Origin of the sequence: Comamonas kerstersii (assembly GCF_008801935.1) — a bacterium.
GTDB classification, from domain to species: Bacteria; Pseudomonadota; Gammaproteobacteria; order Burkholderiales; family Burkholderiaceae_C; genus Comamonas; species Comamonas kerstersii.
In genome coordinates this window covers 1-26,688 of sequence record NZ_VZOT01000022.1, presented here as the reverse complement: position 1 = coordinate 26,688, position 26,688 = coordinate 1, and the positions used below count along the sequence as shown (strand labels likewise).

The 26,688-nt window shown below is 59.6% G+C and carries 25 protein-coding genes and 1 rRNA gene; 18 read left to right on the top strand and 8 right to left on the bottom strand.

What is annotated here, in order from left to right; translation table 11 throughout:
• From F7P80_RS16970 to glmU, 3 genes are all read right to left on the bottom strand, one after another.
• Nucleotides 1-163 (bottom strand): transposase (locus F7P80_RS16970; protein WP_487246630.1); only part of this gene is annotated, 163 nt, incomplete at its 3' end.
• An 82-nt stretch (nt 164-245) separates the two neighbouring features.
• Nucleotides 246-1,034: a sensor histidine kinase gene (locus F7P80_RS16170; protein WP_151046074.1), complete on the bottom strand. Its 789-nt coding sequence runs from the start codon at nt 1,032-1,034 to the stop codon at nt 246-248.
• A 17-nt stretch (nt 1,035-1,051) separates the two neighbouring features.
• The gene (gene glmU, locus F7P80_RS16165) at nt 1,052-2,488 is read right to left on the bottom strand and encodes a bifunctional UDP-N-acetylglucosamine diphosphorylase/glucosamine-1-phosphate N-acetyltransferase GlmU (protein WP_211372054.1); all 1,437 of its coding nucleotides are present in this window, start codon (nt 2,486-2,488) and stop codon (nt 1,052-1,054) included.
• A 245-nt stretch (nt 2,489-2,733) separates the two neighbouring features.
• Here glmU and F7P80_RS16160 point away from each other — a divergent pair, with 245 nt between their 5' ends.
• Nucleotides 2,734-3,186 carry a bacteriohemerythrin gene (locus F7P80_RS16160; protein WP_151046072.1) on the top strand — a complete coding sequence of 151 codons (453 nt, stop codon included), beginning with the start codon at nt 2,734-2,736 and terminating at the stop codon, nt 3,184-3,186.
• A gap of 9 nt (nt 3,187-3,195) precedes the next feature.
• Here the strand turns inward: F7P80_RS16160 and F7P80_RS16155 are convergent, their stop codons facing one another.
• The 4 genes from F7P80_RS16155 to F7P80_RS16135 all read right to left on the bottom strand — a co-directional run bounded on the left by F7P80_RS16155 (nt 3,196) and on the right by F7P80_RS16135 (nt 9,444).
• Nucleotides 3,196-4,173 carry a cation diffusion facilitator family transporter gene (locus F7P80_RS16155; RefSeq protein ID WP_151046070.1) on the bottom strand — a complete coding sequence of 326 codons (978 nt, stop codon included), beginning with the start codon at nt 4,171-4,173 and terminating at the stop codon, nt 3,196-3,198.
• Between the two features lie 902 nt (nt 4,174-5,075).
• The gene (dbpA, locus tag F7P80_RS16145) at nt 5,076-6,485 is read right to left on the bottom strand and encodes an ATP-dependent RNA helicase DbpA (RefSeq protein WP_151046066.1); all 1,410 of its coding nucleotides are present in this window, start codon (nt 6,483-6,485) and stop codon (nt 5,076-5,078) included.
• On the bottom strand, nt 6,482-7,573 hold the full coding sequence (locus F7P80_RS16140) for an AraC family transcriptional regulator (protein WP_249041506.1): 1,092 nt from the start codon (nt 7,571-7,573) through the stop codon (nt 6,482-6,484). The genes dbpA and F7P80_RS16140 overlap by 4 nt, the downstream gene beginning before the upstream one ends.
• 158 nt (nt 7,574-7,731) lie before the next feature.
• Nucleotides 7,732-9,444 carry a Na+/H+ antiporter gene (locus F7P80_RS16135; RefSeq protein ID WP_054065129.1) on the bottom strand — a complete coding sequence of 571 codons (1,713 nt, stop codon included), beginning with the start codon at nt 9,442-9,444 and terminating at the stop codon, nt 7,732-7,734.
• Between the two features lie 149 nt (nt 9,445-9,593).
• Here F7P80_RS16135 and F7P80_RS16130 point away from each other — a divergent pair, with 149 nt between their 5' ends.
• From F7P80_RS16130 to F7P80_RS16855, 17 genes are all read left to right on the top strand, one after another.
• Nucleotides 9,594-11,201, top strand: coding sequence for a carboxyl transferase domain-containing protein (locus F7P80_RS16130; protein ID WP_151046064.1), 1,608 nt, complete (start codon nt 9,594-9,596; stop codon nt 11,199-11,201).
• Nucleotides 11,202-11,218: 17 nt separating this feature from the next.
• A complete protein-coding gene (locus F7P80_RS16125; RefSeq protein ID WP_151046062.1) occupies nt 11,219-12,001 on the top strand; it encodes an enoyl-CoA hydratase/isomerase family protein in 783 nt (260 codons plus the stop codon).
• Between the two features lie 32 nt (nt 12,002-12,033).
• On the top strand, nt 12,034-12,804 hold the full coding sequence (locus tag F7P80_RS16120; protein WP_151046060.1) for a DUF4126 domain-containing protein: 771 nt from the start codon (nt 12,034-12,036) through the stop codon (nt 12,802-12,804).
• A 59-nt stretch (nt 12,805-12,863) separates the two neighbouring features.
• The gene (locus F7P80_RS16865) at nt 12,864-13,004 is read left to right on the top strand and encodes a hypothetical protein (protein WP_170265404.1); all 141 of its coding nucleotides are present in this window, start codon (nt 12,864-12,866) and stop codon (nt 13,002-13,004) included.
• Nucleotides 12,997-13,137, top strand: a complete 141-nt coding sequence (locus F7P80_RS16860; RefSeq protein ID WP_162781722.1) for a hypothetical protein — start codon at nt 12,997-12,999, stop codon at nt 13,135-13,137. The genes F7P80_RS16865 and F7P80_RS16860 overlap by 8 nt, the downstream gene beginning before the upstream one ends.
• On the top strand, nt 13,130-15,139 hold the full coding sequence (locus F7P80_RS16115) for an acetyl/propionyl/methylcrotonyl-CoA carboxylase subunit alpha (RefSeq protein ID WP_151046058.1): 2,010 nt from the start codon (nt 13,130-13,132) through the stop codon (nt 15,137-15,139). Before F7P80_RS16860 ends, F7P80_RS16115 begins: the two co-directional genes overlap by 8 nt.
• Nucleotides 15,140-15,317: 178 nt before the next feature.
• Nucleotides 15,318-16,826: an SLC13 family permease gene (locus tag F7P80_RS16110; protein ID WP_151046055.1), complete on the top strand. Its 1,509-nt coding sequence runs from the start codon at nt 15,318-15,320 to the stop codon at nt 16,824-16,826.
• The gene (locus F7P80_RS16105) at nt 16,827-17,771 is read left to right on the top strand and encodes a lactate/malate family dehydrogenase (protein ID WP_151046053.1); all 945 of its coding nucleotides are present in this window, start codon (nt 16,827-16,829) and stop codon (nt 17,769-17,771) included.
• A gap of 193 nt (nt 17,772-17,964) precedes the next feature.
• Nucleotides 17,965-18,885: a 2-hydroxyacid dehydrogenase gene (locus F7P80_RS16100; RefSeq protein WP_151046051.1), complete on the top strand. Its 921-nt coding sequence runs from the start codon at nt 17,965-17,967 to the stop codon at nt 18,883-18,885.
• Nucleotides 18,886-18,955: 70 nt separating this feature from the next.
• On the top strand, nt 18,956-20,539 hold the full coding sequence (locus tag F7P80_RS16095; RefSeq protein WP_151046050.1) for a sulfatase-like hydrolase/transferase: 1,584 nt from the start codon (nt 18,956-18,958) through the stop codon (nt 20,537-20,539).
• Between the two features lie 27 nt (nt 20,540-20,566).
• Complete coding sequence (locus tag F7P80_RS16090) at nt 20,567-21,496, top strand: hydroxymethylglutaryl-CoA lyase (protein ID WP_151046048.1); 930 nt, start codon at nt 20,567-20,569, stop codon at nt 21,494-21,496.
• The gene (locus F7P80_RS16085; protein ID WP_151046046.1) at nt 21,497-22,024 is read left to right on the top strand and encodes a YbaK/EbsC family protein; all 528 of its coding nucleotides are present in this window, start codon (nt 21,497-21,499) and stop codon (nt 22,022-22,024) included.
• Complete coding sequence (locus tag F7P80_RS16080; RefSeq protein WP_151046044.1) at nt 22,021-22,266, top strand: DUF1289 domain-containing protein; 246 nt, start codon at nt 22,021-22,023, stop codon at nt 22,264-22,266. Before F7P80_RS16085 ends, F7P80_RS16080 begins: the two co-directional genes overlap by 4 nt.
• Before the next feature lie 22 nt (nt 22,267-22,288).
• Nucleotides 22,289-22,930 carry a 2-hydroxychromene-2-carboxylate isomerase gene (locus F7P80_RS16075; protein ID WP_151046042.1) on the top strand — a complete coding sequence of 214 codons (642 nt, stop codon included), beginning with the start codon at nt 22,289-22,291 and terminating at the stop codon, nt 22,928-22,930.
• A gap of 203 nt (nt 22,931-23,133) precedes the next feature.
• A complete protein-coding gene (locus F7P80_RS16070; RefSeq protein WP_054065879.1) occupies nt 23,134-24,819 on the top strand; it encodes an MFS transporter in 1,686 nt (561 codons plus the stop codon).
• A gap of 238 nt (nt 24,820-25,057) precedes the next feature.
• On the top strand, nt 25,058-26,125 hold the full coding sequence (locus F7P80_RS16065; RefSeq protein ID WP_151046040.1) for a porin: 1,068 nt from the start codon (nt 25,058-25,060) through the stop codon (nt 26,123-26,125).
• A gap of 139 nt (nt 26,126-26,264) precedes the next feature.
• Nucleotides 26,265-26,402 carry a hypothetical protein gene (locus tag F7P80_RS16855; protein ID WP_165442764.1) on the top strand — a complete coding sequence of 46 codons (138 nt, stop codon included), beginning with the start codon at nt 26,265-26,267 and terminating at the stop codon, nt 26,400-26,402.
• Between the two features lie 167 nt (nt 26,403-26,569).
• Here F7P80_RS16855 and rrf read toward each other — a convergent pair.
• Nucleotides 26,570-26,682, bottom strand: a 5S ribosomal RNA gene (gene rrf, locus F7P80_RS16060).
• Nucleotides 26,683-26,688: the final 6 nt, after the last annotated feature.

Below are 26,688 nucleotides of genomic sequence, written 5' to 3'. Positions count from 1 at the left end.
TCTCCACAGGAAATGGAGGCCGTCCTTTGCGACCTTCAGGTGCATATGGCGCAATCAAGTCCACCAACTCTTGCCATGGAACGACTTGCTGCATCTGCTCCAGGAATTCGCGTTTACGTGTTTTTTTGGTGGAAAGGTTCAGGCCAAGATCAAATTGCTGCATAGGCCGGGATGCTGCCGCACCCGGCACGCATGTGCAAGCACATGCGTTGGGGACTTATGCAGAGGTTCCCTAAGCATGCGGCTTAAACAGGAACAGGCCAGTCCAGCGATACCGAGCAGCCGCCCTGCGGCTGGGCCTGCACCTGCCAGCTTGCGCCATGGCGCTGCGTGATCACATCGACCAGCGCCAGCCCGCAGCCCACGCCCTCAAACTCTTGCTCACGGTGCATGCGCTGAAACAGCTCACCCAGTGACTGGGCACGCTCCATGTCAAAACCCGCGCCGTTGTCCTTGACCTGCAGACGCCACCAACCCGGCTCCAGCGCCTGAATGTGTACGCTGACCATGGGCACCGTCGCCTTGGAAGAAAACTTCACGGCGTTGTCCAGCACGGCCTGCATGGCCATTTTTAGCCAGTGCACATCGGCCATGATGAGTGCTGACTGCAGCGCCACTGACCACTGCACACGCGGGTGTTGCTGCTGCACGGGCGGCAGCACCTGGGCCAGCAGCACACCCCAGTCCAACACCTCCAGATGCAGGACTGCACGCATGGCACGCGAGACCTGAGCCATGCCCTCGAGCATGGCAGACATCCGGCGGGCCGACTGGTCCATCATGGTGACGAACTCACGCGCATCGGCAACCGCCTCTGCCGCCTGTGGAGCCTCGGCCGCCAGGTCTTCGACCGCTTCGCGCAGCAGCGGTGCAAACGATGTGACATGCCGCAGCGGTGCGCGCAGATCATGGGCCACTACCCGCATCCAGGCTTCATGGGCACGGTGCAGCCGTTCCAGTTCCTGTTGCTGCTGCACCAGCATGGCCTGCGCTTCTTGCAGTGTTGCAGGCTGAAGGATGTGGTCGTTCGGCATGTGCAGGCCTTTCTGCCTTAAGACTTGGCTTGTTTGGCGGGACGCTTCCAGTTCGCAATGGACACCTGCTTGCCGCGAGCCACAGTCAGGGCTCCGGCTTCCGTATTTTTGGTGATGGTCGAGCCACCACCAATCGTGCCACCAGCACCCAGCGTCACGGGTGCCACCAGTACACAATTGCTGCCCACATGTACATCCGCCTCGATCACCGTCCGGTGCTTGTTGGCACCATCATAGTTGGCAGTAATCGAGCCTGCACCATAGTTCACACGCTCGCCCACAGTGGCATCGCCCAGATAGGCCAGATGGTTGGCCTTGGCACCATCGGCCAGGGTGGAGTTTTTCACTTCCACAAAGTTGCCAATGTGCACTTCCTTACCCAGCTGTGCACCGGGGCGCAGGCGGGCGAACGGGCCAATCAGCGCACCTTCGCCCACACTGGCGCCCAGCTTTTCACCGTCAATATGGGTAAAGGGGTGAATCACCGCACCTGCGGCAATCGTTGCATTGCTGATGTGGCAGTAGGCACCGATGCGTGCCCCTTCACCAATTTCTACACGGCCTGTAAAGATGCAGCCCACATCAATTTCTACGTCCTGGGCACAGACCAGTTCAGCAGGGTTGCCGCGCACATCGTCACGCAGGTCAAAACGTGCGGGATCCGCCAGACGCACGCCCTGCTCCATGAGCCTGCGCGCCTGACGCAGCTGGTGGGCACGCTCCAGCTCTGCCAGCTGCAGGGGGCTGTTCACACCTGCCACCTGCACTTCATCGCTGATGCGGTGGGCTACCACCTCCACGCCATCGGCCACCGCCATGGCGACGATGTCGGTCAGGTAGTACTCGCCCTGGGCATTATTGTTGTTGAGTTTAGAGAGCCACTGTGCCAGCTGCTTGGCAGGCACAGCCATGATGCCGCTGTAGATCTCGTTGATGGCGCGTTCTTCCGGGCTAGCATCTTTTTGCTCCACGATGCGCTGCACCGTGCCCTGGGCATTGCGCACGATGCGGCCATAGCCCATGGGGTTGTCCAGCGTCACGGTCAGCAATGCCATGCGTGTGCCAGCAGCGGCCGTCACCAGATCCTGCAAGATGGCCGCCTGCGTCAGCGGCACATCACCAGAGAGCACTACCACCATGCCGTCATCTGCCAGCACAGGCACGGCCTGCTGCACGGCATGGCCTGTACCCAGCTGGGGCTCCTGGCGCACAAACTTCAGATCCAGCACATCTGCACTGCGCCCCTGCGCAACCGCCGCTTCCACCTCCTGTGCACCATGGCCGGTAATCACTACCGCAGAGCGTGCCTGCAGCTGTGCAGCCGTATCCAGCACATGCTGCAGCAGCGCACGCCCAGCCAGCTTTTGCAACACCTTGGGGGTCTTGCTTTTCATGCGTGTGCCCTTGCCGGCAGCCATGATGACGATATCGAGAGGAAGTGCGTTCTGAGACATAAGCAATCTATAAGAGTTGTCCCGCCGGGCTGGCGTCATGGGCAGGGATTATCTCGCGCTCTGCCCGCCACCGCGTGCAGCGCACATACCTGAGCGAGCCGTGGGGCAGGCACGACACCCACGCCTCCTAAGCATTGATGTGCATCAGAGCCTCTGAGGAGACCTGCTTACACGCACGGATGCCACATTACCCTTGCATCGCCGAGACAACATGCATACCAGCTATACCTCTGGAGGAAATCACCATGACCTTTATGCCGTGGTCCAGCGCGCTCATGCTGGGAATTCCGTACATTGATGCGCAGCACCAGACACTGGTGGGCCTGATCAACACCCTGCACGACGAGGTGGGCAACCCCATCCCCAACCGTGCAGTGATCGGCCAGGTGCTCGAAGGACTGGTGGATTACTCCCACAACCACTTCATCGAAGAGGAAGTCCTGTTCCAGCGCCACGGCTATCCCCAGATGCAGGAGCACATGGCCGAACATGCCCAGTTCACCGCCCAGGCCATGAACTGGCTGCTGCGCTTTGAAGCTGGCGAAGAGGTGGCTTTAGAAGCCATGGAGTTTTTGAAGAACTGGCTGCTGCACCACATTCTGGAAGAAGACCGTGCCTACGTTCCCTTCTTCCAGAACATCCTGGGCAGCAAGCCCCCTGAGGACAGCAGCGCCCTGCCTGCCAGCAATGAGGGCTGAACGCCGCTGCTACATGGCGCCAGCTGGCGGCATTCCTTCATCTGCATGCTTTTCGTACAAGGTATTTGCCCCTTCAGGCAGCAGCTCAATACGCGCCTGCAGACCGGGGATGGCATCCATCAGCGCTGCCTCTGCCCTTTCGCGCCAGTGCGCGGCCTGAAACAGGCTCCAGCTGCCCGGCACATGCAGGTGCAGATCCACAAAGCAGCGCTCCCCCGCCTGACGGGTGTGCATACCGTCAAAACTGATGCTGGCTCCGGTCTCTGACTTGGCTGCCAGCACCTGCTGTGCCAGCACCGCTTCCATGACCTGTAGCTGCTGCGGCTCCATGGCCACGTCCATCAAGCCCTGCGACGAGCGCCACACCAGCTGCCAGCCATGCCACATGATGTTCAGGCCCACCAGCAGACCCACGACCGCGTCCACCCACACCCAGCCAGTGAGCTCGGCCAGCAGCAAACCTACCACCACCCCGACCGAGGTGTAGACGTCCGTCATCAGGTGCTTGGCATCCCCCTCGAGCGCCAGTGAGCGATAGGTGCGCGCACTACGGAACATCACCCAGGCCAGCGCCCCATTGAGCACCGTACTCAGCAAAGACAGCCCCATGCCCCAGTCCAGCTGTTCGAGCGGCTGCGGGTGCAGCAGCCGGTCCACACTGAACCAGACAATGGCCACGCTGGCGCCCATGACCAGCAACCCCTCAAAGCCTGCCGAAAAATACTCGGCCTTGTAGTGCCCGTAAGGATGGTCTTCATCTGCAGGCCGCTGCGCAATCGTGACCATGGCCAGCGCGAACATGGAGCCCGCCAGATTCACAAACGACTCCAGCGCATCCGACAGCAAGCCCACCGACCCCGTCAGCCACCACGCCAGCATCTTGAGCACGATGGTGATAACCGCCACCACCACCGACACCCGCAGCAGGTTGCGCGGCGTCAGCCAGTGGGCAGCATCACGGTCAGCAGAAATCGAAGCATGAGACATAAGCGTTCTGCCGGATGGCGGCAGTCATACAAAGCAGATGGAGCGTTTGTAGCGCATTCATGCCGCAGTGTCTTGGCATGGGGCATGGCAGTTGTCTCGGCTGTGTTTCAGCCATATAAAAACAGGAGCTATCAGCGCTTGCTGAATAAGGCTTAAAGGTCTTTTTTATCTTTATTTTTTGGACCTGCTTTTCTTTGGGCAAGCCAAGGGAAGCAGGTCGATGGCCGGACTGAGGGCCGACTCCCTGCCTCACCACAAACACAGCGCCCACACAAAAGCACAATGACCCCATCCCCCCTTCCCCCAACGGGGGAAGGGGAGCAATTCCTCCCTCACCCCAGCCCTCTCCCGCAAGCGGGAGAGGGGGCAGAAAAGTGAAAAACGCTTCCAAGAAAATAGCTTACAGCGCTTGCTACATCTGCGTTTAAGCCATATGTCATTCAGAAGTCTTGCGACTGGTGCGCCCCCATTCCCTTCTACCTGCGCCGAGGCGCGCAGCCTGTGGGGTGGCGTGTGCGCCGAAGGACGCACACGCTTCGTCAACTGACTCGCCGCAGCTGTTTGAGCGGAACGACGAAGGAGTGCAGCGAGTTTTGCGGCGCACCCCACTGGCGAGCACCGCAGGTTGCCCGGAGCGCAGCGCAGGGACGCAGGTAGCAGGGTCGCCTTTGCTTTGCTTACTTTCCTTTGGCGAGACAAAGGAAAGTAAGTCGGCTGTCGGGCCGAGACCCGACTTCCTCCCTCACTACAAGCACACCGCACAAATCAGAAAAAGAAAAGCCCCTCTCCCAACCTCTCCCCAAAGGGGCGAGGAGCAAATACAAAGCACAAAAAAAATAGCTGCTAACGCCCGTCCCACAAGCGCTAGCAGCCATTTTTACCAATAACTTTTGAAAAGTTATTTACAGCACCCGGGCCCGCACACTCTTGCCTTTCACCCGCCCGTTATTGAGCTTGGCGCAAGCCTGCGCTGCAATGCGGCGATCCACCGCCACATAGGTGGAAAAGTCATTCACGCTGATCTTGCCAATCTGGTCCTTGGCATAGCCAAAGTCGGCGCACATGGCGCCCATCACGTCGCCGGCACGGATTTTTTCCTTGCGGCCGCCAATGATCTGGATGGTCATCATGGGGGGCAGCAGTGCACCGCCGGGGGCAGGTGTCAGCTCGCTCACCTCAAACCATTCGGAGGGGCGCTCCTGCAACTGCTCGATCTTGGCGACATGGGGCATTTCGTCCATGGCAACCAGGTTCAGCGCCAGGCCTTCAGCATCACCTCGGCCGGTGCGGCCAATGCGGTGGATGTGCACTTCCGAGTCAGGCGTCACATCCACATTGATGACGCAGGCCAGATTGGCAATATCCAGACCGCGCGCAGCGACGTCGGTGGCGACCAGTACGGAACAGCTGCCATTGGCAAACTGCACCAGCACTTCGTCGCGTTCGCGCTGTTCCAGCTCGCCAAACAGCGCCAGCGCGCTGATGCCTTGCGCCTGCAAGGCAGCGACCACCTCACGGCATTGCTGCTTGGTATTGCAAAAGGCAATGGCGGAGGTCGGGCGAAAGTGCGCCAGCATCTGAGCGACCACGTCGAGCTTTTGCTTGGCAGGCACTTCGTACCAGCGTTGTGCAATCTTGGCCGTGCTGTGCTGGGCTGCGACCTTGACCATCTCGGGCTCGCGCATGAAACGCTGGGCCAGGGCGGCAATGTCATCCGGGTAGGTGGCCGAGAACAGCAGGGTCTGGCGCTGGGCGGGGCAACGCTCGATCACGGTGGCAATGTCAGCGTAAAAGCCCATGTCCAGCATGCGATCGGCTTCGTCCAGCACCAGGGTCTGGATGTTGGAGATATCGAGCGCGCCACGGTCCATCAGGTCCATCACGCGGCCGGGGGTACCGACCACGATGTGTGCCCCGTTTTCCAGGCTGGCAATCTGGTTGCGCGTGGGCACACCACCGTACACCGTCACCACCTTGATGTTCTCCTGCGCACGGGCCAGACGGCGAATTTCGGTGGCCACCTGGTCCGCCAGTTCACGTGTGGGGCACAACACCAGACCCTGCACGGCAAACCAGCGCTGGTTCAGGCGCTCCAGCAGGGGCAGGCCAAAGGCCGCCGTCTTGCCGCTGCCGGTGCTGGCCTGGGCAATCAGGTCTTTGCCTGCCAGCGTCAGAGGCAGGCTGGCAACCTGAATGGGCGTCATCTGCTCGTAGCCCAGCGCCTGGAGGTTGTTCAGGGTCGCAGGGTGGAGCGTGAGCGAGGAAAACGCCGTATCAGCGGCTGCGCCTGTGGCGCTGGAAGAGGTAGTCATAGCTGCGCATTATCCGGGGCGGCGTTCAGCCTTGTAGCTGCTCGGCTATCCCGGCGCTGCTGCTCACGCCACTGGCCTGGTGCCTCGCCCTGCCACTGACTAAAGGCACGGATAAAGCTTTTTTCATTGCGAAAGCCGCAGGCCAGCGCCACGCGCTTGAGGGGCATGTCTGTGCGCTGCAGCAGATGCAGGGCGCGGTGGCGGCGCACATCGTCCTTGAGCTGCTGCAGACTGCTGCCCTGCTGCTGCAGCTGCCGGTGCAGGCTGCGCGGCGCAATGTGCAGCAGCTGCGCCAGACTGGCCGCCGTGTGCGCGCACTGCGGGTGGGCCGCCAACGCCTGGCGCACACGCTGCACCAGCGGCTGGGCCGGCCGGTAGGGCTTGACCTGTATGGGCAGCGCACGCTGCAGCATGGTGTTGAGTGCGGCTTCATCCCGCAGCACGGGTAGCTGCAGCCAGTGCGCGTCCAGCTCCAGCGTGGCGATGGCTGCCTCAAAGCGCACTGGGGCATCAAACAGCAAGTCGTACACCTCGCGGTGCGCAGGGACAGGAAACGGGAAGCTGGCCTGCAGCAAAGGGATGCGTGTGTCGATCAACCAACTCGCAAAGCCATGCAGATTGCGCAGCACAGAGACCATGCAGAACTCCTGCAGCTCGCCCAGATCGCGCTGGTGCTGCAGACGGATGGTGGCCAGTGGCCCATCCACCTGCAGAGATAGGGTGATGTCTTCCGTCAGCAGCCCATGGTGGCGACACCAGCGCGCCATGGCCAGCCCGAGAGACGGGCTGCTGATGCTGGCACGTGCCAGCATGCCGTAGCTGCCCCAGGGCAGACGGCGGCTGAACCAGCCCAGGCCTTCATCGTCCAGCTCGCGCATGGCATGGTCGCACAGCAGCTCCATCTGCAAGGCGGTGATACGTGCCTGAGGGTCTTGAAGCTGGGCTGGCGCAATTTGTGCCACCTGCAAGGCAGGCTCTGCCGCCAATCCGCGCTGTGCATAGGCCTGCACCACGGCTTGCACAAATGCCATGGGTGTATGTGCGGGGTGGCTTGCAGCGGCAGACAGAACCAGCTGGGGCGTAGACATATGGCAATTATTGCAACCTGTGTGACTGCTTCTGTATCAGGCTGCGCCCTAGGATGCAGAAACAAAAAAGCGGTGCCTTCCTGTGAAAGCACCGCTCTTACTCATAGCCTTCAGACCTTTACACCATGCCTGAACGCCTTGCTTGCTGCACCATGCGCTCAGCTGTTTTTGGCAGCGCGATAAGACGCGGCCGCACGCTTGGAGACATTCAGGCGCTTGGTCAGCGAAACTTCTGCCAGATCCAGCTCGCTCACCGTGGCACGCAGTACCTCGTCGTTGATGCGGTGGGCATGGCGCTCCGCGTACAGCGTGTCACGCTCCACCTTCAGGCACTTCAGGCGCAATTCCATTTCACGGATATAGCGCTGGCGGCGTTCTTCCACCACTTCTTCGGTTTCTTCCGTACCCGTCTTGTTCAGGTTTTCTTCCAGCAGCTCAATGCGGCTGCGGTATTCCTGAATGATGCGCCCCACCACTTCCTGGTACTGCGCCACCCATTGCTCGTCGTGCGACTGCTTGTCTTCTTCGCTCAGCGTCAGGCTGGTAATCGCTGCCTTGCAGGCGGCCAGACGGGCAGCGCGCTCTTCCTGCTGCTGCTCCGTGTCTTCATGCTTGGGCATAAAACGCAGAATCAGTGGCAAGGAAATGGCACCCAGGATCAGGGTCAGCAAGATCACGCCAGTTGCCAGAAAGATCAGCATATGGCGTGCGGGGAAGGCATCGCCAGAGGGCAGCACCATGGGGATGGACAGGGCACCGGCCAGCGTCACAGCCCCGCGGATACCTGCCATGGTGGTGGCCAGATTCAGCAGGTGGGAGGGCTTGTCCGTCACCCTGCCCTCGTTATGCGCCTTGCGCAGCGAGCGCACCACAGCCACCGTCACCCAGGCCCAGCGCACCGCCAGCAGCGCTACGGTAATGACCAGCACGTAGAGCAGCAGCTTCCACCAGTCGGGGCCAGCGTCCATGAGGCTGTGGCCAATGATGGAAGGCAGCTGCAGCCCCAGCAGCAGGAAGATAGCGCCGTTGAACGCGGCTTCCATGATGCTCCAGATGCCTTCGGTCTGCATGCGCTCCGAGATGAAATTGCCACGCCCCAGGTCCGCGAAGTTGGTCGTGATACCCGCCGCAACAGCAGCCAAAATGCCGGAAACACCGATCTTTTCACCCACGATGTAGGACGCAAAGGGCAGCAGCAGCAAGAGCAGCACCATCTGGGTCGCTGCCACATCGCCCACACGGCGGGTGACGATGTCACGCGCATGGCTGAAGCCCCAGCCCATGAGCGCACCCAGGCCCAGTCCGCCTACAGCCATCCAGGTGAAGTCCTTGGCGACATCACTCCAGGAGAACAGACCGGTGAGGGTGGCGGCCACGGCGAACTTCAGCGCCACCAGACCCGACGCATCGTTGAGCAGCGACTCGCCTTCGAGCATGTGCATGGTCTTGTGCGGCATGCCCAGATTGCGCGTGATGGCCGACACAGCCACGGCGTCGGTGGGCGAAACCACGGCAGCCAGGGCAAAAGCCACCGTCAACGGCATGCTGGGAATCATCCAGTGGATGAGATAGCCCAGACCCAGCACCGTAATAAACACCAGACCAAAGGCCAGCAGCAAAATGGGCTTGGCCATGGCGAAGAATTCGCGTTTGGGTATCCGCCAGCCGTCGGCAAACAGCAGTGGTGGAATGAACAGCAGCAGGAACAGCTCGGGATCAAACGCGATATGCAGACCCTTTTGCGGCCAGGCGATCAAGGCACCGATGCCGATCTGAATCAGGGGAAGAGGAATCCCGCGCACGTAACGCGCGGCAATGCCGGTCACAGCCCCAAGCATCAGGACCAGCAAAACGATTTCAACGGTGTGCATGCTGCATTCTTCAGTAGCTTCTCGCGCGCGAGTTTCAGCCGTATACAAAAACCACGGACCAATCTCGGGATAAGTCCCGAACGGCAGGCATCATGCACCAAAAAACCACCGAAAAACCGGAGCCTGCCGACTATTCACAAGGAGACAATATGAGCGTATTGCGCAGTCAACTCAACCCTCGTTCTGAGGAATTCCAGGCCAATAGCCGTGCAATGCAGGCACTGGTGGAGGATTTGCGTGCACGTTGTGCGCACATCGCCCTGGGTGGGGGCGAAGCCGCCCGCGCCAAGCATGTAGCGCGCGGCAAACTGCTACCACGAGATCGCGTGCAGCAGCTGCTGGACCCCGGCACGCCCTTCCTGGAAATTGCGCCGCTGGCCGCGCTGAGCATGTACGACAACGCAGCGCCCGGTGCTGGACTGATTGCCGGTATTGGCCGCGTGGCAGGCGTGGACTGCATGGTGGTGTGCAATGACGCCACCGTCAAAGGCGGCACCTACTACCCCATGACGGTCAAAAAGCACCTGCGTGCCCAGGAAATTGCGCAGCAAAACCGCCTGCCCTGCATTTACCTGGTGGACTCCGGCGGCGCCAATCTGCCCAACCAGGACGACGTTTTCCCGGACCGCGACCACTTTGGCCGCATCTTCTACAACCAGGCCAATATGAGTGCCCAGGGCATTGCCCAGATTGCCGTGGTCATGGGCAGCTGTACCGCCGGTGGCGCCTATGTGCCCGCCATGAGTGATGAATCCATCATCGTGAAAAACCAGGGCACCATCTTTCTGGGCGGCCCGCCGCTGGTGAAGGCAGCTACGGGCGAGGTGGTCAGCGCTGAAGACCTGGGCGGCGGCGATGTGCACACCCGCCTGTCTGGCGTGGCCGACCATCTGGCCGAGAACGACCTGCACGCCCTGGCACTGGCGCGCACCGCCGTGAAAAATTTGAATAAAAACAAACCTGCAGCGCCCGCAGATACTCCGCCAGCAGCTCCACTTTTTGATGCGCAGGAGCTGTACGGCGTCATCCCCACCGACACCCGCAAGCCTTTTGATGTGCGCGAGATCATTGCCCGCATCGTCGACGGCAGCGAGTTCGATGAATTCAAGGCCCGCTTTGGCAGCACCCTGGTCTGCGGCTTTGCACGCATTGAGGGCATGCAGGTCGGCATCATTGCCAACAACGGCATTCTGTTTTCCGAATCAGCCGTCAAGGGCGCACACTTCATTGAGCTGTGCTGCCAGCGCAAGGTGCCGCTGGTCTTCCTGCAGAACATCACCGGCTTCATGGTGGGCCGCAAGTATGAAAACGAAGGCATTGCACGCCACGGTGCCAAGCTGGTCACCGCCGTGGCCACAGCCAGTGTTCCGAAGTTCACCGTGGTGATTGGCGGCAGCTTTGGCGCAGGCAACTACGGCATGTGCGGCCGCGCCTTCAGCCCACGCTTTCTGTGGATGTGGCCCAACGCACGCATCAGCGTGATGGGGGGCGAGCAGGCCGCCAGCGTGCTGGCCACCGTCAAGCGCGATGGCATAGAAGCCAAGGGCGGTCAGTGGAGTGCTGAAGAAGAGGAAAGCTTCAAGGCCCCCATCCGCCAGCAGTACGAAGTGCAGGGCCACCCCTACTACGCCAGCGCCCGCCTGTGGGATGACGGCGTGATCGACCCTGCCGACACCCGCCGCGTGCTGGCGCTGAGCCTGGCCGCCAGCCGCAATGCGCCAATCGAGGACACACGCTTTGGCGTGTTCCGCATGTAATGCAAGGAGGTTGTTGCATGTCCCGCCCTGTCACCCTGACCATGAATGCCGGCGTTGCCACCGTGACGCTGACGCAACCCGAAATCCGCAACGCCTTCAGCGACGAGGTGATTGCCGAAATCACCGCCGCCTTTGAAACCGTGGCTCAGGTCGCCGATGTACGCGCCGTGGTGCTGGCTGCCGAAGGGCCCGCCTTTTGTGCGGGAGCCAATCTGAACTGGATGCGCCGCATGGCGGATTACAGCCGCGAAGAAAACCTGGCCGATGCAGGCAAGCTCGCGCACATGCTGCACACCATTTACACCTGCCCACTGCCCACCATTGCCCGCGTGCAAGGCGATGTCTATGCCGGTGGCATGGGGCTGGTGGCAGCCTGCGATATGGCTGTGGCTGTGAACACGGCCCACTTCTGCCTGAGCGAGGTCAAGATCGGACTGGTGCCCGCCACCATCGCCCCCTATGTGCTGCGCGCCATGGGGCCGCGCGCCGGGCACCGTTACTTTCTGACCGGTGAGCGCTTTGATGCCTCGGAAGCCCTGCGCATGGGCTTTGTTCACCAGGTCGTCACCACCGATGCGCTGGACGATGCTGTGGATCAGCTGCTCAAGCACCTGCTGCAGGCGGGGCCGCAGGCTGTGCAGGCTTGCAAGAAGCTGGTGCTGGACGTGGCCGAGCGCGACGTCAACGCCACACTGATCCGCGACACCGTGGAACGCATTGCCGACATCCGTGCCAGCAGCGAAGGCAAGGAGGGGGTGCAGGCATTCCTCGGCAAACGCAAGCCCAACTGGTTATCGTGAGCGGGTGTTGAACTGCCAAGCCCTTTCCGACCATGAACAGCATCTGGAACGCCATCATTGACTGGCTGCACCGCATAGGCCTGCACCCTGACCCTGACACGGCCGAGCGAGCAGGCAGCGCTGTAGTGGACAGCGCCACCCATGCAGCGCAAGCCGTTGGGCAGGCCGCCAGCGGCATGGACATGGCCAGCCTGCTGGCCCTGGCTGCAGCACTGGGCTGGGCCAGCGGCTTTCGGCTGTACCTGGTGGTGTTTGTGGTCGGGGCGCTCGGCGCTCTGGGCTGGATAGACCTGCCCGGCGGCCTGCATGTGCTGGAACACCCCATGCTACTGATGGCCAGCGGTGGCCTGCTGTTCACGGAGTTCTTTGCCGACAAGATTCCCGGTGTGGACTCGCTGTGGGACATGTTCCAGAGCGTGCTGCGCATTCCTGCTGGTGCTGCGCTGGCAGCCGGTGTCTTTGGGGCAGACAACGCCACCATGGCAACGGTGGCCGCCCTCATGGGTGGCACGCTGGCCGCCACCAGTCAGGCCGCCAAGACCACGACACGCGCCTTGATCAACACCAGCCCGGAGCCCTTCAGCAACGTAGGTGCCAGCCTGGCTGAAGACACCGCCGCCGTCGGTGCTGTCTGGCTGGCACTGGCCAACCCCGCAGTGTTTGCCGTGGTGCTGGTGCTGGCCGTGATTGCGATGTGGATCGTGACCTGGATGCTGTGGCGCTTTCTCAAAGCGGCGATACGCAAGCTCAGAGGCTGGATGTGGGCAACCACTCCCACAGACGTTGAATTACCAAAAACATAGCTGCTAGCGCTTTCTGGATAAGCGCTAGAGGCCAAAAACACTACAAATGGAGACAGGGTATGTTTAAAAAGATTCTGATTGCCAACCGCGGCGACCAGCCGCGTAGCGGCGCAGCGCCGAAGCCACTGGTGGCTGAGGCACATCGCATGGCACGCGCAGCGTGCACAGGCGGTTTTGCCGCGGAGGTAGCCCATGTTTAAAAAAATCCTGATTGCCAACCGCGGCGACCAGCCGCATAGCGGCGCAGCGCCGAAGCCACTGGTGGCTGAGGCACATCGCATGGCACGCGCAGCGTGCACAGGCGGTTTTGCCGCGGAGGTAGCCCATGTTTAAAAAAATCCTGATTGCCAACCGCGGCGAAATCGCCTGCCGTGTGGCAGCGACTGCCAAGCGCCTCGGCATCCAAACCGTCGCGGTCTACTCCGATGCCGACGCACAGGCCAAGCATGTCGCAGCCTGCGATGAAGCCGTGCACATTGGCGGCAACGCCCCCAAAGACAGTTACTTGCGCTGGGAACGTATCCTTGACGCCGCCCAGCAAACTGGCGCGCAAGCCATTCACCCCGGCTATGGGTTTTTGAGCGAAAACGAAGACTTTGCCAATGCCTGCGCGCAGGCAGGGCTGGTCTTTATTGGGCCACCCGCCAGCGCCATCCGCGCCATGGGGCTGAAGGCCGAATCCAAGCAGCTCATGGAAAAAGCCGGCGTGCCGCTGGTGCCCGGCTACCACGGCACGGACCAGAACCCCGAGCTGCTGCAAAGCGAGGCTGACCGCATTGGCTACCCCGTGCTGATCAAAGCCAGCGCTGGTGGCGGCGGCAAGGGCATGCGCCTGGTCGAAAAGCGCGAAGACTTTGCCGCAGCCCTTGCCAGCTGCCAGCGCGAGGCCATCAACAGCTTTGGCAACGATGCCGTGCTGATCGAGAAATACGTGCAGCGCCCGCGCCATATTGAGATTCAGGTCTTTGGCGACACACAGGGCAACGTGGTCTACCTGTTTGAGCGCGACTGCTCCGTGCAGCGCCGCCACCAAAAGGTGCTGGAAGAAGCACCCGCCCCCGGCATGACGCCTGCGCTGCGCCAGAAGATGGGCGAAGCCGCCGTGGCCGCCGCCAGGGCCGTGGGCTATGTGGGCGCGGGCACGGTGGAATTCATCGTCGAGCAGCCCGGCGGCTATGACCAGCCTGAGGCCATGCAGTTTTACTTCATGGAGATGAACACGCGGCTGCAGGTCGAGCACCCCGTGACCGAAGCCATCACCGGCCAGGACCTGGTGGAGTGGCAGCTGCGCGTGGCGGCTGGCCAGCCCCTGCCCAAGCGCCAGGATGAGCTGCAGATCATCGGCCACGCCATCGAAGCACGCATTTGTGCAGAGAACCCCGACAACGGCTTTTTGCCCGCGACTGGCACGCTGCACGTCTACCGCAAGCCCACCTGCAGCAGCTTTGCTATCAGCGATGTGCGTGTGGACGATGGTGTGCGCGAAGGCGACGCCATCAGCCCGTTTTACGACAGCATGATTGCCAAACTCATCGTGCATGGCGACACGCGCGAGCAAGCCCTGGCTCGGCTGGATGCGGCACTGGCGCAGACGCAGATCGTGGGTCTGTCCAGCAATGTGCAGTTTCTGCGCCATGTGGTGAAAAGCGAGGCCTTTGCACAGGCCAAGCTGGATACGGCATTGATCGAACGTGAAAAGGCGGTGCTGTTTCAGCAGACCGCCGTTCCCACGCCGCTGGCCGTCGCCATTGCCGTGGCCCAGCAGTTGCAGGCCGAGCAGGCACTGGAAACGGCTGATCCATTCAGCCACCGTGACGGCTGGCACAGCCATGGCACGGTGCACCGCAGCTTTACCTTTGTGCAGGACAGCGCCACCATCCAGGCCGTGTTGACCTATGGTCGCCACGGTGCGCTGCAACTGCAGGTCGGGAACGTAGCAGCCCCTCTGCACTGGCAGCCCCAAGGCGATGGCCTGCTGGTGGAGTTTGCCGGAGCGCGCAGCACTGCCCAGGTGCATGTGACTGGCGAAGCGCGCCATATCTTTACCCCGCGCGGGGCCGCCGTGCTGCAACTGCAGGACCCGCTGGCCCATGCAGGCGCTGGCCACAGCGAAGGCGGACGCCTCACGGCCCCCATGCCCGGCAAGCTGGTGTCATTTGCAGTCAAGGCAGGCGACGCCGTCACCAAGGGGCAGGCCCTGGCCGTGATGGAGGCCATGAAGATGGAACACACCATCGCAGCCCCCGCCGATGGTGTGGTGCAGGAGCTGCTGTATGCGCCGGGCGACCAAGTCACCGAAGGTGCCGAACTGATCCGCATTGAAGCCAATGCTTAACCACGTCGCCTGCAGTAATCGCCACCTCAAAGCCCGCGTACAGGCTTTGGGAAGGCTAGCGCCGTAAAACAGTCAGTGAAAAGGTAACTTATCTGACGCGCAAGACATGCCGCCAGTCCTAGCATGGCTCCCGCACCCTCAGTGGTGCACCTTCATTTTGCTAGGACTAGGAATATTTATGGCATCTACTCCTGCCCCGGAAACAGGCCCAATCACCTCCAAGCCGGAGCCTGAATCCACCAAAAAACTGACCTACCTGCTCATTGCGTTGGCGGCGTATGCGATTGTGCTGGCACTGCCGCAACCAGCGGGGCTCACCAGTTCCGGTCAGGTAGCGCTGGGCCTACTGGTGCTGGTAGTGATTTTGTGGATCAGTGAGTGCGTCTCGCCAGCCAACAGTGCAGTGATTTTGACGGGTGCTGCCGTCCTAGGGTTGATGGGCACCACCATCACCGAAGGTGGCAAGGTACTGACCTCCTCCACCGCATTGGGCACCATGCTCACGGGATTTTCATCCACTGCCGTGTTGCTGGTGGCTGCCGCTTTGTTTCTGGCGGTTGCACTCAAGCACACGGGCTTAGACAAACGCATTGCGCTGCTTGTGATGAGCCGCATTGGGGTGTCTCCCGCACGGTTGATTCTGGGGGCCATGATCGTGGGCTTTGTGCTGGCTTTGTTCATCCCCTCCGCCACGGCCCGCGTGGGTGCAGTGATCCCCATCATGATCGGCATCACGGCGGCGTTGGGCTTAGCAGCGAACAGTTCACTGGGCACTGCATTAATGATTGTGACGGCCTGTGCTTGCTCGATCTTCAATATCGGTATCAAAACAGGCGCTGCACAAAACATCATCAGCCTGAACTTTATGCAACAGGCTTTTGGTCAAACCATCACTTGGAGCCAATGGTTTATCACCGCACTGCCCTTCACCATCGGTATGTGTGTGGTGTTGTTTTTCACTGCGCTGTGGCTGCTCAAGCCCAAGGTACCTTCTGGCGAAGATATGGCATCTCAACTGCGCCATCAGTTGGCAGAACTAGGCCCCGTCACCGCAGCAGAAAAACGCCTGATTGCAGTAGCCGCCTTGCTGTTGGTGATGTGGTCCAGCGAAGGTGTTTTGCACACCTTTGATACCACCACGACCACCCAAATCGGCATTGCCATTTTGCTGATGCCCAAGATTGGTGTGATGCACTGGTCTCAGGCAGAAAAGCTGGTGCCTTGGGGCACGATTGTGCTGTTTGCCGCATCTATCTCGCTGGGCAACTTACTCTCCAATACGGGGGCTGCGGCATGGCTGGCTGACCAAACACTGGGCAAGATGGGGCTGGCTGCATTGCCCGTGATCATGGTGATCGCCTCGCTTTCCCTGTTTAGCATCATCTTGCACCTAGGCTTTGCGTCCGCCACTGGATTGGCCAGTACGCTGATCCCCATCATGATTGCCTTCACGCAAACGCTGCCCGTCAGCCCTGAGACGGCCTTTGGTATCGTGATGATTCAAAGCTTTGTGGTGTCCTTTGGTTTCATCTTGCCCACCAATGCACCGCAAAACATGCTGTGCTACGGAACGAATGCGTTCACCGTAGACCAGTTTGCCAAGGTCGGCATCATCGTCACACTGGCGGGACTGGGCTTGATTTTGTTGCTGTCAGCCACGTTGTGGCCTGCCATGGGGGTGCTGTAAATGGGCGCACATATTGGAATCATTGGCGCGGGCCAAGTCGGCGCCGCAGCGGGCTATTTACTTTCAGCCACGCCTGGTATCAGCAGCATCGTACTGGTGGACCAAAACACGGCACGCGCTGCTGGTGAGGCAGCAGACATTGGCCATGCAGCGGCATTTGGCGCATCTGCACGCATCAGCGAAGGCTCTTATGCAGACCTCGCCGGTGCAGCGGTCGTGGTGATCACTGCAGGCGCTAGCCTCAAGCCGGGGCAGACACGGCTTGAGCTGTTACAGCAAAATCTCAAACTCACCGACAGCATCATTGCGCAGGTGCTGAAGGTGGCACCCGACACGGTACTGCTGTTTGCCACCAACCCCGTCGATGTCATGCCTGCGATTGCCGTACACCGCTATGGCCTACCGCCTGCACGCGCGATTGGCACAGGCTGTGCGCTGGACTCCATCCGCTTTCGCGACCAACTGGCCGACTATCTGGGCGTTGCACCACCTGCCATCCATGCCTATGTCCTGGGTGAGCATGGTGACTCCTCCGTCCCCAGTTGGAGCAGTGCTTGGGTCGCAGGGATGCCAGTGACTGCGTTTGCAGCCAAACTTGGCCGCCCCATTGATGCAGCCATGCAAATCAAAATTGCCGAAGATGTGCGTACCTCGGCTTACCGCATCAAAGAGGGCAAGGGCGTTTCTAACTTCGGTATTGGCGGCTGCATCGCCCGCTTGGTCAAAGCCATCGTGGCCGATGAGCATTCCGTATTTGCTGTTTCTACTTGCATGCACGAGCTATTAGGTGTGCGTGACACCTGTATCTCTCTGCCCCACTTGATCAGTGCACGTGGTGCTACAACGCCCTTGTTACCGGTGCTTGACGCTTCAGAAACCGAAGCATTGCGTCACAGCGCGCAGCTGCTTTCAACCACTATTGCCAATGGGCTTGAGTTGCTTTAACGGCCACACACTCCCCTACAAGCCAGCCTGTGAGGCTGGCTTTTTCACGCGGACTGCACCCATCAGCATGAGTGCCATCTTGAGATAAAAATCCTTTTGCAAGGCTTGATACATAAGCGTTAATAGCTCTCCTTTTTTAAAACCATGTACCAACTTGACTGACTACCTACTCACCAACCGTTAGGCTGTGCCCATGAAAGTTACTTTTTGCTGCACGGGCACCAAGCCCGAACCTTGGTTGGACGGACTGCGCTCGGCCTTGCCCGGCGCAGAAGTAAGTGTGTGGGAGCCTGGTGCCCCCCAAGCGGATTACGCTGTAGTCTGGGCTCCGCCTCAACAATTCATGGATGAACAGTCAAAGCTCAAAGCCCTGTTCAACATCGGCGCTGGGGTAGATGGGCTGATGAAACTGCGTCTACCACCCAATGCCAAGGTAGTACGACTGGACGATGCGGGCATGTCGGTGCAAATGGCTGAATACGTCACACAAGCTGTTATCCGCCACTTCCGCGAACTGGATGGTTATGAATCTGATATGCGCCAAGGCCAGTGGAAATTCCGCAAACCCCACATGCGCGCAGACTTTCCCGTGGGCATCATGGGGCTGGGTGTGCTGGGTGAGCGTGTGGCAAAGGCGCTGAGTGTGTTTGAGTTTCCGGTACGCGGCTGGAGCCGCTCTCCCAAGCAAATCGACGGCATACACACCTTCAGTGGCAACGAGGGGTTTAACGATTTTCTGCATGGGACACGCATTTTGGTGAACCTGCTGCCGCTGACGCCAGAGACCGAGAACATCATCAACCGCAGCACCTTGCAGCAGTTGCTACCCGGTGCTTACGTGATCAACGTGGCACGCGGCGCACATCTGGTAGATGAGGATTTGATTGCCATGATTGAACAAGGCCATGTGGCAGGAGCGACGTTGGATGTATTCCGCACAGAGCCGCTGCCCGCCGACCACCCATTCTGGAAGATCCCGCAGATCACCCTGACGCCCCACACTTCAGCCCGCACCCTGCGGGACGAAAGCATTGCGCAAATCGCAGGCAAAGTTGCCGCCATGAGCCGTGGCGAAGCCGTCAAAGGCATGGTCGATCCACAGCGCGGGTATTGAAGATGCGAACGCGCACTGCGCCGACCCAATCCCGCAGAATGCGCGTTTTGCCCTTTCGCCTGTTTGTCCGATGAATGTCCTGCTGCAGGAGCGTGCCAAAGCGCCTCCACCCACCACCGAAAAACTGAAGACCGCACTGGCCTGGTGCTGGCTGTTCATGCCGCTGCTGTGGATGTGGCCCAATGCCCGCAGCGCGTCAGAAGTCGTGGTGTCGGCCCTGCTGCTGATGTGCGCATTGCTGTCGCGCATCACCACACGCCTGGTGACGGTGCTCCTGCTGGTGGTGGGACTGTGCTTTCTGGGCTATTTTTTTGCAGTACACAGCCTGCCAGACGAGTTTTTCTGGCAGTCCATTTTGGGCTCTAACGCCGGTGAGGCCGTGGAATATGTCCAGTCTTACCGCGCAACTGACGCTGCACTGTTGCTGGCCTGGGCGCTGCCAGCGCTGCTGGCAATTCGCCATTTGTGGCGCCTGCCCCGCCCCTTGCAAAGCAAGAAAATTCGTGTGCTGGCCTGGGTGACACTGGGAATTTGGGCCATCTGGATCTGCGTCAGCTTTTTCAAAGGCTATGACGTCTACAAGTTCTTCAGCCGTGCAGGCCGTATCTACCCGTTCATGATGGTGGAGTCCTGGGAGCGCTATGAAAAAAATGCGCAGCTGGCCACGCTGACTACTCCAGCCACCCCACCAGAAGCACCACCCATGGTTGATATGCTGGTTGTCGTCATCGGCGAAAGCGCCAGTGCCCACCGCTGGTCGTTGCTGGGCTATGAAGGCAACCCGACCAACGCTGCACTCGCGCCCTGGCAATCTGCGCTGGTGACTTTTCCGCTGACCACCAACGGCAACAACACCGGCAAGACCTTACCTGTCATCGTGGCAGGGCGCTCCCTCCATCCATTGCCTGAGCAAGGCGTCGCTTCCTATATCGATCTGGCAAAGGCCGCCGGCTTCCAGACCAAAGTGTTTGCCAACCAGCAAGCCCCAGGTTTTGCAAATGTGGCACTGCGCCTGCGCTCTGACCTCTACCGCCACCTCCAGGATGGAAAGTTCGATGGAGCCCTGACACCTTGGCTGCAGGAGTCCTTGCAGCAATACGCCAGCAATGCACAGCCACAGATCGTCACACTGCACACCTATGGCAGTCACCCACGCGTGGCCAGACGGTATCCGGAAAGCGCGGCGCTCTGGTCCGATCCGTATGACAACAGCATGCACTACACCAGCCAGCTGCTGGCTGAGTGGATACAGGCGCTGGATCAGCTCCAAGACCGCCGCGTTGCCTTGCTGTATGTCTCTGACCACGGGCAGGACTTCCCGGTCTGTGGGGGCAGCTACGTGCACGGTATTACACGCAGTACCTACGAAGTGCCCTTTCTGCTGTGGGCCAATCAAACCATGCGCCAGCAGTACCCGGCATGGTGGCAGCAATGGCAGCAGCTTGGCCAGCATGCCCTTGATGCACAAGGCGTTCCCCGCTTCAATACCTTGCTGCCTGCACAGCTGATGGCGCAGCTGACAGGCCACCCCTACACACTGCCATCCAGCCAGGGGCTGAGCACCAATGGCGCTTATCCTCCCGCAGAAACAAGCGCTCTTTGCAGCAACTGGTTCCCGCACGTCCAACAGCTGCACCCTGCCGCTGTCCAATGAAGATTGCTTAGAAAAAAGGAGCTCACCATGCCCTACCCCACACGCGTCAAACTGGTGGAAGTTGGCCCCCGCGATGGCCTGCAGAACGAAAAGCAGCCCGTGCCTGCTGCCACCAAGATTGAACTCGTGCACCGCCTGCAGGAAGCAGGTAGCAAAGAGATCGAAGTCACCAGCTTTGTTTCGCCCAAATGGGTGCCGCAGATGGCTGACAACGCCGAAGTCATGAACGGCATCACCCGCCTGCCCGGCGTGCGCTATTCGGTGCTGGTCCCCAATATGAAGGGCTATGAAGCAGCGGTGCTGACCCGACCCGATGAAATCGTGGTCTTTGGCGCAGCCAGCGAAGCCTTCAGCCAGAAGAACATCAACTGCTCCATCGCAGAGAGCATCGAGCGTTTTGCCCCCGTGGTGGAAGCTGCGCGCGCTGCAGGCATCTATGTGCGCGGTGCCATGAGCTGCACCGTAGGCTGCCCGTATGAAGGCGATGTTTCCCCAGAACGCGTGGAGTACCTGGCCCGACTGATGAAAGACATTGGCGTACAGCACATTGGCGTAGCAGACACCATTGGTGTGGGTACGCCCATCAAGGTGCGCAAGGCCATGGAGGCCACGCTCAAGCACTTTGACATCAATGATGTCTCCGGCCACTTCCATGACACCTATGGTCAGGCCCTGGCCAACACCCTGGCGGCCGTCTCCATGGGCGTGTGGCAGTTTGATACCTCGGTGGCGGGCCTTGGCGGCTGCCCCTATGCCAAGGGAGCCACCGGCAATGTGGCGACCGAAGACGTGGTCTACATGCTGCACGGCATGGGCATAGACACCGGTCTGGATCTGGACAAGCTCATTGATGCAGGCGTGTTCATCAGCGATGCGCTGGGCCGCCCCACCCAGTCGCGCGTAGCCAAGGCCATACTGGCCAAACGTGCCAGTGCAGCCCCTTGCGAGGCCGTGTAAATGTGCGGGGCAGAAGTCTTTGCCCTGCCTGAAGGCGTGCAGCGCGTGGCGCGCTATCTGCAGGATGCCAATCACCCGCATACACCGCAAATGCTGGATGGTGCTGCACGCACCTCACAGGAAGCGGCAGAGCAGCTGGGCATTGAAGTCGGACAGGTCGCCAAAAGCGTGGTGTTCAAGCACAAGCCCAGCGGCGGCCATGTACTGGTGATCGCTGCCGGTGACCGCCGCGTGGACGAAAAAAAGGTGGCGGCGCTGGTCGGCAAGACAGGCCGCGCCGATGCAGAGTTTGTCAAAGCACAGACCGGCTTTTCGATTGGCGGCGTCAGCCCTGTGGCACACCTGCATGCCCCCATCACGCTGATTGACGCCAGCCTGTCGCGCTTTGAGTTGCTGTGGGCGGCCGCCGGCCACCCGCATGCGGTGTTCCCACTGACACTGCAGCAGCTGCAAGCCCTTACCGGAGCACCTGTTGTCGATATTGCCCAGGAGCCTGTCGACACGGCTGCGGGACAATCGCAGGCATGATTCCTCCCGCCACCCCTGCCCTGCAGCACAAGCTGCGCACTGTTGCCCCCCTGCTGTGCGCTGAGACTATCCAGCCCATGCCTTCGCCCTGCGTCTCTGTCTGCCGCATGGACGATGCGCAGCAATACTGCCTCGGCTGCCTGCGTACCCTCGATGAACTGCGCGCCTGGGGCAGTGCAGATGACGCCACCAAACGCCAGATCTGGCTGCACATCCGCGAGCGCTGCCAGCCAACGACTTGACGAGATCACAAGGAGACAAGCCATGCACCACATCACCATGTATCTGGATTTTGTGTCGCCCTATGCATGGCTGGCGTTTCAGCAGCTGCCGACTACGCTGCAGGGGCTGAGCTGCCATGTCGAATACCGCCCGGTCCTGCTGGGTGCGCTGCTGCAGCAAAACAGCAACCCCGGCCCCGCAGGCATCCCGGCCAAACGCATATGGACTTACCGCCATGTGCAGTGGCTGGGTCAGCACCTTGGCGTGCCACTGCAGATGCCTGCCCAGCACCCCTTCAACCCTTTGCCACTGCTGCGCCTGGCGCTACAAACTTCGCAGGACGGCAGCATCAACCGCTTTGTGGCAGAAACCATCTTTCGCCATGTCTGGGAAGGTGGAGCAGATGCGCTCGATCCCGAACGTCTGAAGCAGTTACAGCAACGCCTGCAAGCCCAGTTGCGCACCGATGCTGAGGCAAGCGCAGATGCCAAGCGACAACTGCGCAGCAATACCGAGCAGGCCAGCGCACAAGGCGTTTTTGGTGCCCCCGCATTTGCGGTGCATGGCGAAGTCTTCTGGGGCCTGGACAGCCTGCCCATGCTGCGCGACTTGCTCGATGGACATGCATGGTTCCATACAGAGGCCTGGGAAAACGCCAAGTCCATTTCCTCGGGTTTGGCCTGATTTCAGCCATCGCCTTTCGTTCTAGGCATTTTTTGCTGTTTCACATCACAAAATCAACAGCAAGGGTTCGACCTGAATTCGTCAGAGATGCGTCAGTTTGACGCAAGTTCACGTTGGATTAGCGTCAGAAGCTGGTCAGTAGCGACTCCAAGAATGTGTAGGCCGCACATGCGTGCACATAAAACATATTCAGGAGACAAGACATGGCCATTCATGCTGCAAACGGCGCAGGTGCGAAGGGTGCAGCCCCTCGCCCCATGACGTCTGAAGAGCGCAAAGTGATCTTTGCCTCATCCCTTGGTACCGTGTTCGAGTGGTACGACTTTTATCTCTACGGCTCACTCGCAGCCATCATTGCCAAACAATTCTTCAGTGGTCTTGATGCAGGCTCTGCCTTCATCTTTGCGCTGCTGGCATTTGCAGCAGGCTTCATCGTTCGCCCCTTCGGCGCACTGGTGTTTGGGCGCCTTGGAGACATGATCGGTCGCAAATACACCTTCCTGGTGACGATTCTGATCATGGGGATCTCCACCTTCATCGTCGGTATCCTGCCCAACTACGCCACCATCGGTGTCGCAGCCCCCATCATCCTGATGATTCTGCGCATGCTGCAAGGTCTGGCGCTGGGCGGTGAATACGGCGGTGCGGCCACCTATGTGGCAGAGCACGCACCTCACGGCAAACGCGGTGCCTACACCTCCTGGATTCAGACCACAGCCACACTGGGTCTGTTCCTGTCATTGCTGGTGATTCTGGGCACCCGCACCGCGATGGGAGAAGAAAAATTCCAGGACTGGGGCTGGCGTATTCCCTTCCTGGTGTCCATCCTGCTGCTGGCCATCTCGGTCTGGATTCGCATGACGCTGTCTGAGTCGCCTGCCTTCCAGAAGATGAAGGCAGAAGGCAAGACCTCCAAAGCACCGCTGTCCGAATCCTTCGGCCAATGGAAGAACCTCAAGATCGTGCTGCTGGCACTGTTCGGTCTGACTGCTGGCCAGGCCGTGGTCTGGTACACCGGCCAGTTCTACGCACTGTTTTTCCTGACCCAGCAGCTGAAGGTCGATGCGGTCACCGCCAACCTGATGATTGCCGCTGCTCTGCTGATCGCCACCCCCTTCTTTGTGATCTGGGGCACGCTGTCTGACAAGATTGGCCGCAAACCCATCATCATGGCTGGCTGCCTGCTGGCCGTGTTCACCTACTTCCCTGTATTCAAGGCACTGACCAACGCGGCCAACCCTGATCTGGCCCAGGCACAGGCGAATGCACAGGTGATCATCGTTGCAGACCCTGCCGAGTGCACTTTCCAGTTCAACCCCACAGGTACTGCCAAGTTCACCAGCTCCTGTGACGTGGCCAAGCAGGCACTGGCCAACCGTTCTGTGAGCTATGACTCCGAAGACGCGCCTGCCGGTACACCGGCTGTGGTCAAGATTGGCGACACCGTCATCCCCAGCTTCAGCCACGACGGCCTGAGTGCAGATGAAATCAAAGCCAAGAGCGCTGAATTCGGCAAAGCGCTGAGCGACACCCTCAAGCAGGATGGCTATCCCGACAAGGCTGACCCCGCCAAGATGAACAAGCCCATGATGCTGCTCATCCTGTTCTATCTGGTGCTGCTGGTCACCATGGTCTATGGCCCTATTGCTGCCATGCTGGTGGAGCTCTTCCCCACACGCATCCGCTACACCTCCATGAGCCTGCCCTACCACATCGGCAACGGCTGGTTCGGTGGTCTGCTGCCCACCATGTCCTTTGCTATCGTGGCCCAGACCGGCAATATGTACAGCGGCCTGTGGTACCCCATCGTTATCGCTGGCATCACTGCTGTCATCGGCACTTTGTTCCTGCGTGACACCAAGGATGTAGACATCTACGCAGACGACTAAACAGCCATCCAGAGCTGTTCAATCTGGTGCATCCCCGCCTCAAGGCGGGGATTTTTTCCCTCAATCTGCTTAGGACTGGTGCGATGCACAAATATCTGTTGCCGTAAGGCATCACTTCTACGCAAACACCAGCCAGCTCTGCATTTTTCATAAAAATGAAAACTAGAATTTGTCCAGCCCTTTGGATGTGACACACAGCAAAGAAACCGGCTACTTTCAACCCCCAAGAGGAATCAACATGACGAAGACAACACGTGTAATGCTGGCTGTACTGGCCGTCTGCGGCACATCTGCTGCCCTGGCCCAAAGCAGCGTGACTCTTTACGGCCGTATCAATACATCTGTGGAGCACCAGAAGCTGGGTAATGCCAGCGCAACCGGTCTGGTCAGCAGCGGCTCTTACCTCGGTTTTAAAGGCACCGAAGATTTAGGCAATGGTTTGAAAGCAGGCTTTGTGCTGGAAGGTACGGTTGAAGCCGATACAGGCGGTACTGGCTATAGCTTTGACCGCCAAAGCGAGCTGAACCTGTCTGGCAACTTCGGTATGCTGCGTTTGGGCTCTTTTGACCCCTATTCGTACACCGTGACAGCTGACGCCATCAGCATGCATAACCACGACGCAGGCCCTACCGGTGACAAGCTGTACGACGGCGTGCTGTGGGGTGGCAACAAGATTGCCTACCGCACACCTACCATCGCTGGTTTTGATGCTGAAGTGCAGTATCAGTTTGGTGAAAAGCAAAAGGATGCCAAGCTCACTGTGCCTGTACTTGGCGAAACAATTGGTACCCACAAGAATGGCTGGGATTTGGGCGTAAATTACGCTAATGGCCCACTGGGCCTTGGCTTCGGCTACTCCAACTTGAAATACAGCGATGTCGTAGCTGTGAGTGGAGCTCAAACCAAGTTCAGTCAATTTGCTCTCCGTGCCAGCTATGAAATCGGCGACCTGACTCTTGGAGCCTACTACCAAAAACAAGACACCAAAGCTGCGAATCAAAAAGCAAAACGTGATGTATATCGCATTTCTGCAAAATACGTCATTGGTGCCTCTGAGTTGCATGCCAACATTGGCCAAGCCAGCAAATACAAAGTTAACGGCGCCAAAACGGGCAATTCTGCTACTCAGTGGACACTGGCTTACAACTACAACCTGAGCAAGCGTACCAAGGTGTATGCGCTGTACAGCAATCTGAGCCACACAGAGTCGGCCGGTATTAATTTCAGCGGTACCTTCAACATGACACCTACCAACGACAGCGACAAATTCCGCACCTTCGGTGTTGGCATCCGCCACTTCTTCTAATCGAGCGTAAGCTCGCTGCAATACCTGCTTGCTGTAATAGCAAGCAGGGCTTGCTCCAAGGTTTAGCCCCAATTCACAAGAGTTGGGGTTTTTTTATGGGCGGCAAGCCTCTGACACAACCAACATCAAGGAGCTATCCATGTGGAAGATTGCCGTCGCTTTTGCTGTATTCGCAGCCATCTCGCTGTTTATGATTTTTCAATTTGGCGATCAGGTGGATATGAGCGGAGAAAAACATGGCGCCGAAGCCATTCACACCCCAGCCGACAACAAATAAAAAAGAGAGCAGCTACCGCTGGCCGCTACGCAGATTGCGATAGTTTTAAATTGCAACACCAATAAGAGCACGCGCAGCGTGCTCTTATTTTTAAAGCAATGAAATTTGAAGCATAAAAAAACAAAACCCCTGCCTCTTTCGGAGGTCAGGGGTTTGTCATTGTAAGAGCCTGGCGATGACCTACTTTCACACGGGAATCCGCACTATCATCGGCGCAAAGTCGTTTCACGGTCCTGTTCGGGATGGGAAGGAGTGGGGCCAACTTGCTATGGTCACCAGGCATAAA

Coding starts and splice junctions, on each gene's coding strand:
- F7P80_RS16095 (WP_151046050.1), top strand. CDS start 18,956: ATGAATGTCCTGCTGCAGGAGCGTGCCAAAGCGCCTCCACCCACCACC.
- F7P80_RS16105 (WP_151046053.1), top strand. CDS start 16,827: ATGGGCGCACATATTGGAATCATTGGCGCGGGCCAAGTCGGCGCCGCA.
- F7P80_RS16085 (WP_151046046.1), top strand. CDS start 21,497: ATGTGCGGGGCAGAAGTCTTTGCCCTGCCTGAAGGCGTGCAGCGCGTG.
- F7P80_RS16120 (WP_151046060.1), top strand. CDS start 12,034: ATGAACAGCATCTGGAACGCCATCATTGACTGGCTGCACCGCATAGGC.
- F7P80_RS16865 (WP_170265404.1), top strand. CDS start 12,864: ATGTTTAAAAAGATTCTGATTGCCAACCGCGGCGACCAGCCGCGTAGC.
- F7P80_RS16130 (WP_151046064.1), top strand. CDS start 9,594: ATGAGCGTATTGCGCAGTCAACTCAACCCTCGTTCTGAGGAATTCCAG.
- F7P80_RS16080 (WP_151046044.1), top strand. CDS start 22,021: ATGATTCCTCCCGCCACCCCTGCCCTGCAGCACAAGCTGCGCACTGTT.
- F7P80_RS16860 (WP_162781722.1), top strand. CDS start 12,997: ATGTTTAAAAAAATCCTGATTGCCAACCGCGGCGACCAGCCGCATAGC.
- F7P80_RS16855 (WP_165442764.1), top strand. CDS start 26,265: ATGTGGAAGATTGCCGTCGCTTTTGCTGTATTCGCAGCCATCTCGCTG.
- F7P80_RS16070 (WP_054065879.1), top strand. CDS start 23,134: ATGGCCATTCATGCTGCAAACGGCGCAGGTGCGAAGGGTGCAGCCCCT.
- F7P80_RS16135 (WP_054065129.1), bottom strand. CDS start 9,444: ATGCACACCGTTGAAATCGTTTTGCTGGTCCTGATGCTTGGGGCTGTG.
- F7P80_RS16155 (WP_151046070.1), bottom strand. CDS start 4,173: ATGTCTCATGCTTCGATTTCTGCTGACCGTGATGCTGCCCACTGGCTG.
- F7P80_RS16160 (WP_151046072.1), top strand. CDS start 2,734: ATGACCTTTATGCCGTGGTCCAGCGCGCTCATGCTGGGAATTCCGTAC.
- F7P80_RS16110 (WP_151046055.1), top strand. CDS start 15,318: ATGGCATCTACTCCTGCCCCGGAAACAGGCCCAATCACCTCCAAGCCG.
- F7P80_RS16090 (WP_151046048.1), top strand. CDS start 20,567: ATGCCCTACCCCACACGCGTCAAACTGGTGGAAGTTGGCCCCCGCGAT.
- glmU (WP_211372054.1), bottom strand. CDS start 2,488: ATGTCTCAGAACGCACTTCCTCTCGATATCGTCATCATGGCTGCCGGC.
- F7P80_RS16065 (WP_151046040.1), top strand. CDS start 25,058: ATGACGAAGACAACACGTGTAATGCTGGCTGTACTGGCCGTCTGCGGC.
- F7P80_RS16125 (WP_151046062.1), top strand. CDS start 11,219: ATGTCCCGCCCTGTCACCCTGACCATGAATGCCGGCGTTGCCACCGTG.
- F7P80_RS16115 (WP_151046058.1), top strand. CDS start 13,130: ATGTTTAAAAAAATCCTGATTGCCAACCGCGGCGAAATCGCCTGCCGT.
- dbpA (WP_151046066.1), bottom strand. CDS start 6,485: ATGACTACCTCTTCCAGCGCCACAGGCGCAGCCGCTGATACGGCGTTT.
- F7P80_RS16140 (WP_249041506.1), bottom strand. CDS start 7,573: ATGTCTACGCCCCAGCTGGTTCTGTCTGCCGCTGCAAGCCACCCCGCA.
- F7P80_RS16075 (WP_151046042.1), top strand. CDS start 22,289: ATGCACCACATCACCATGTATCTGGATTTTGTGTCGCCCTATGCATGG.
- F7P80_RS16100 (WP_151046051.1), top strand. CDS start 17,965: ATGAAAGTTACTTTTTGCTGCACGGGCACCAAGCCCGAACCTTGGTTG.
- F7P80_RS16170 (WP_151046074.1), bottom strand. CDS start 1,034: ATGCCGAACGACCACATCCTTCAGCCTGCAACACTGCAAGAAGCGCAG.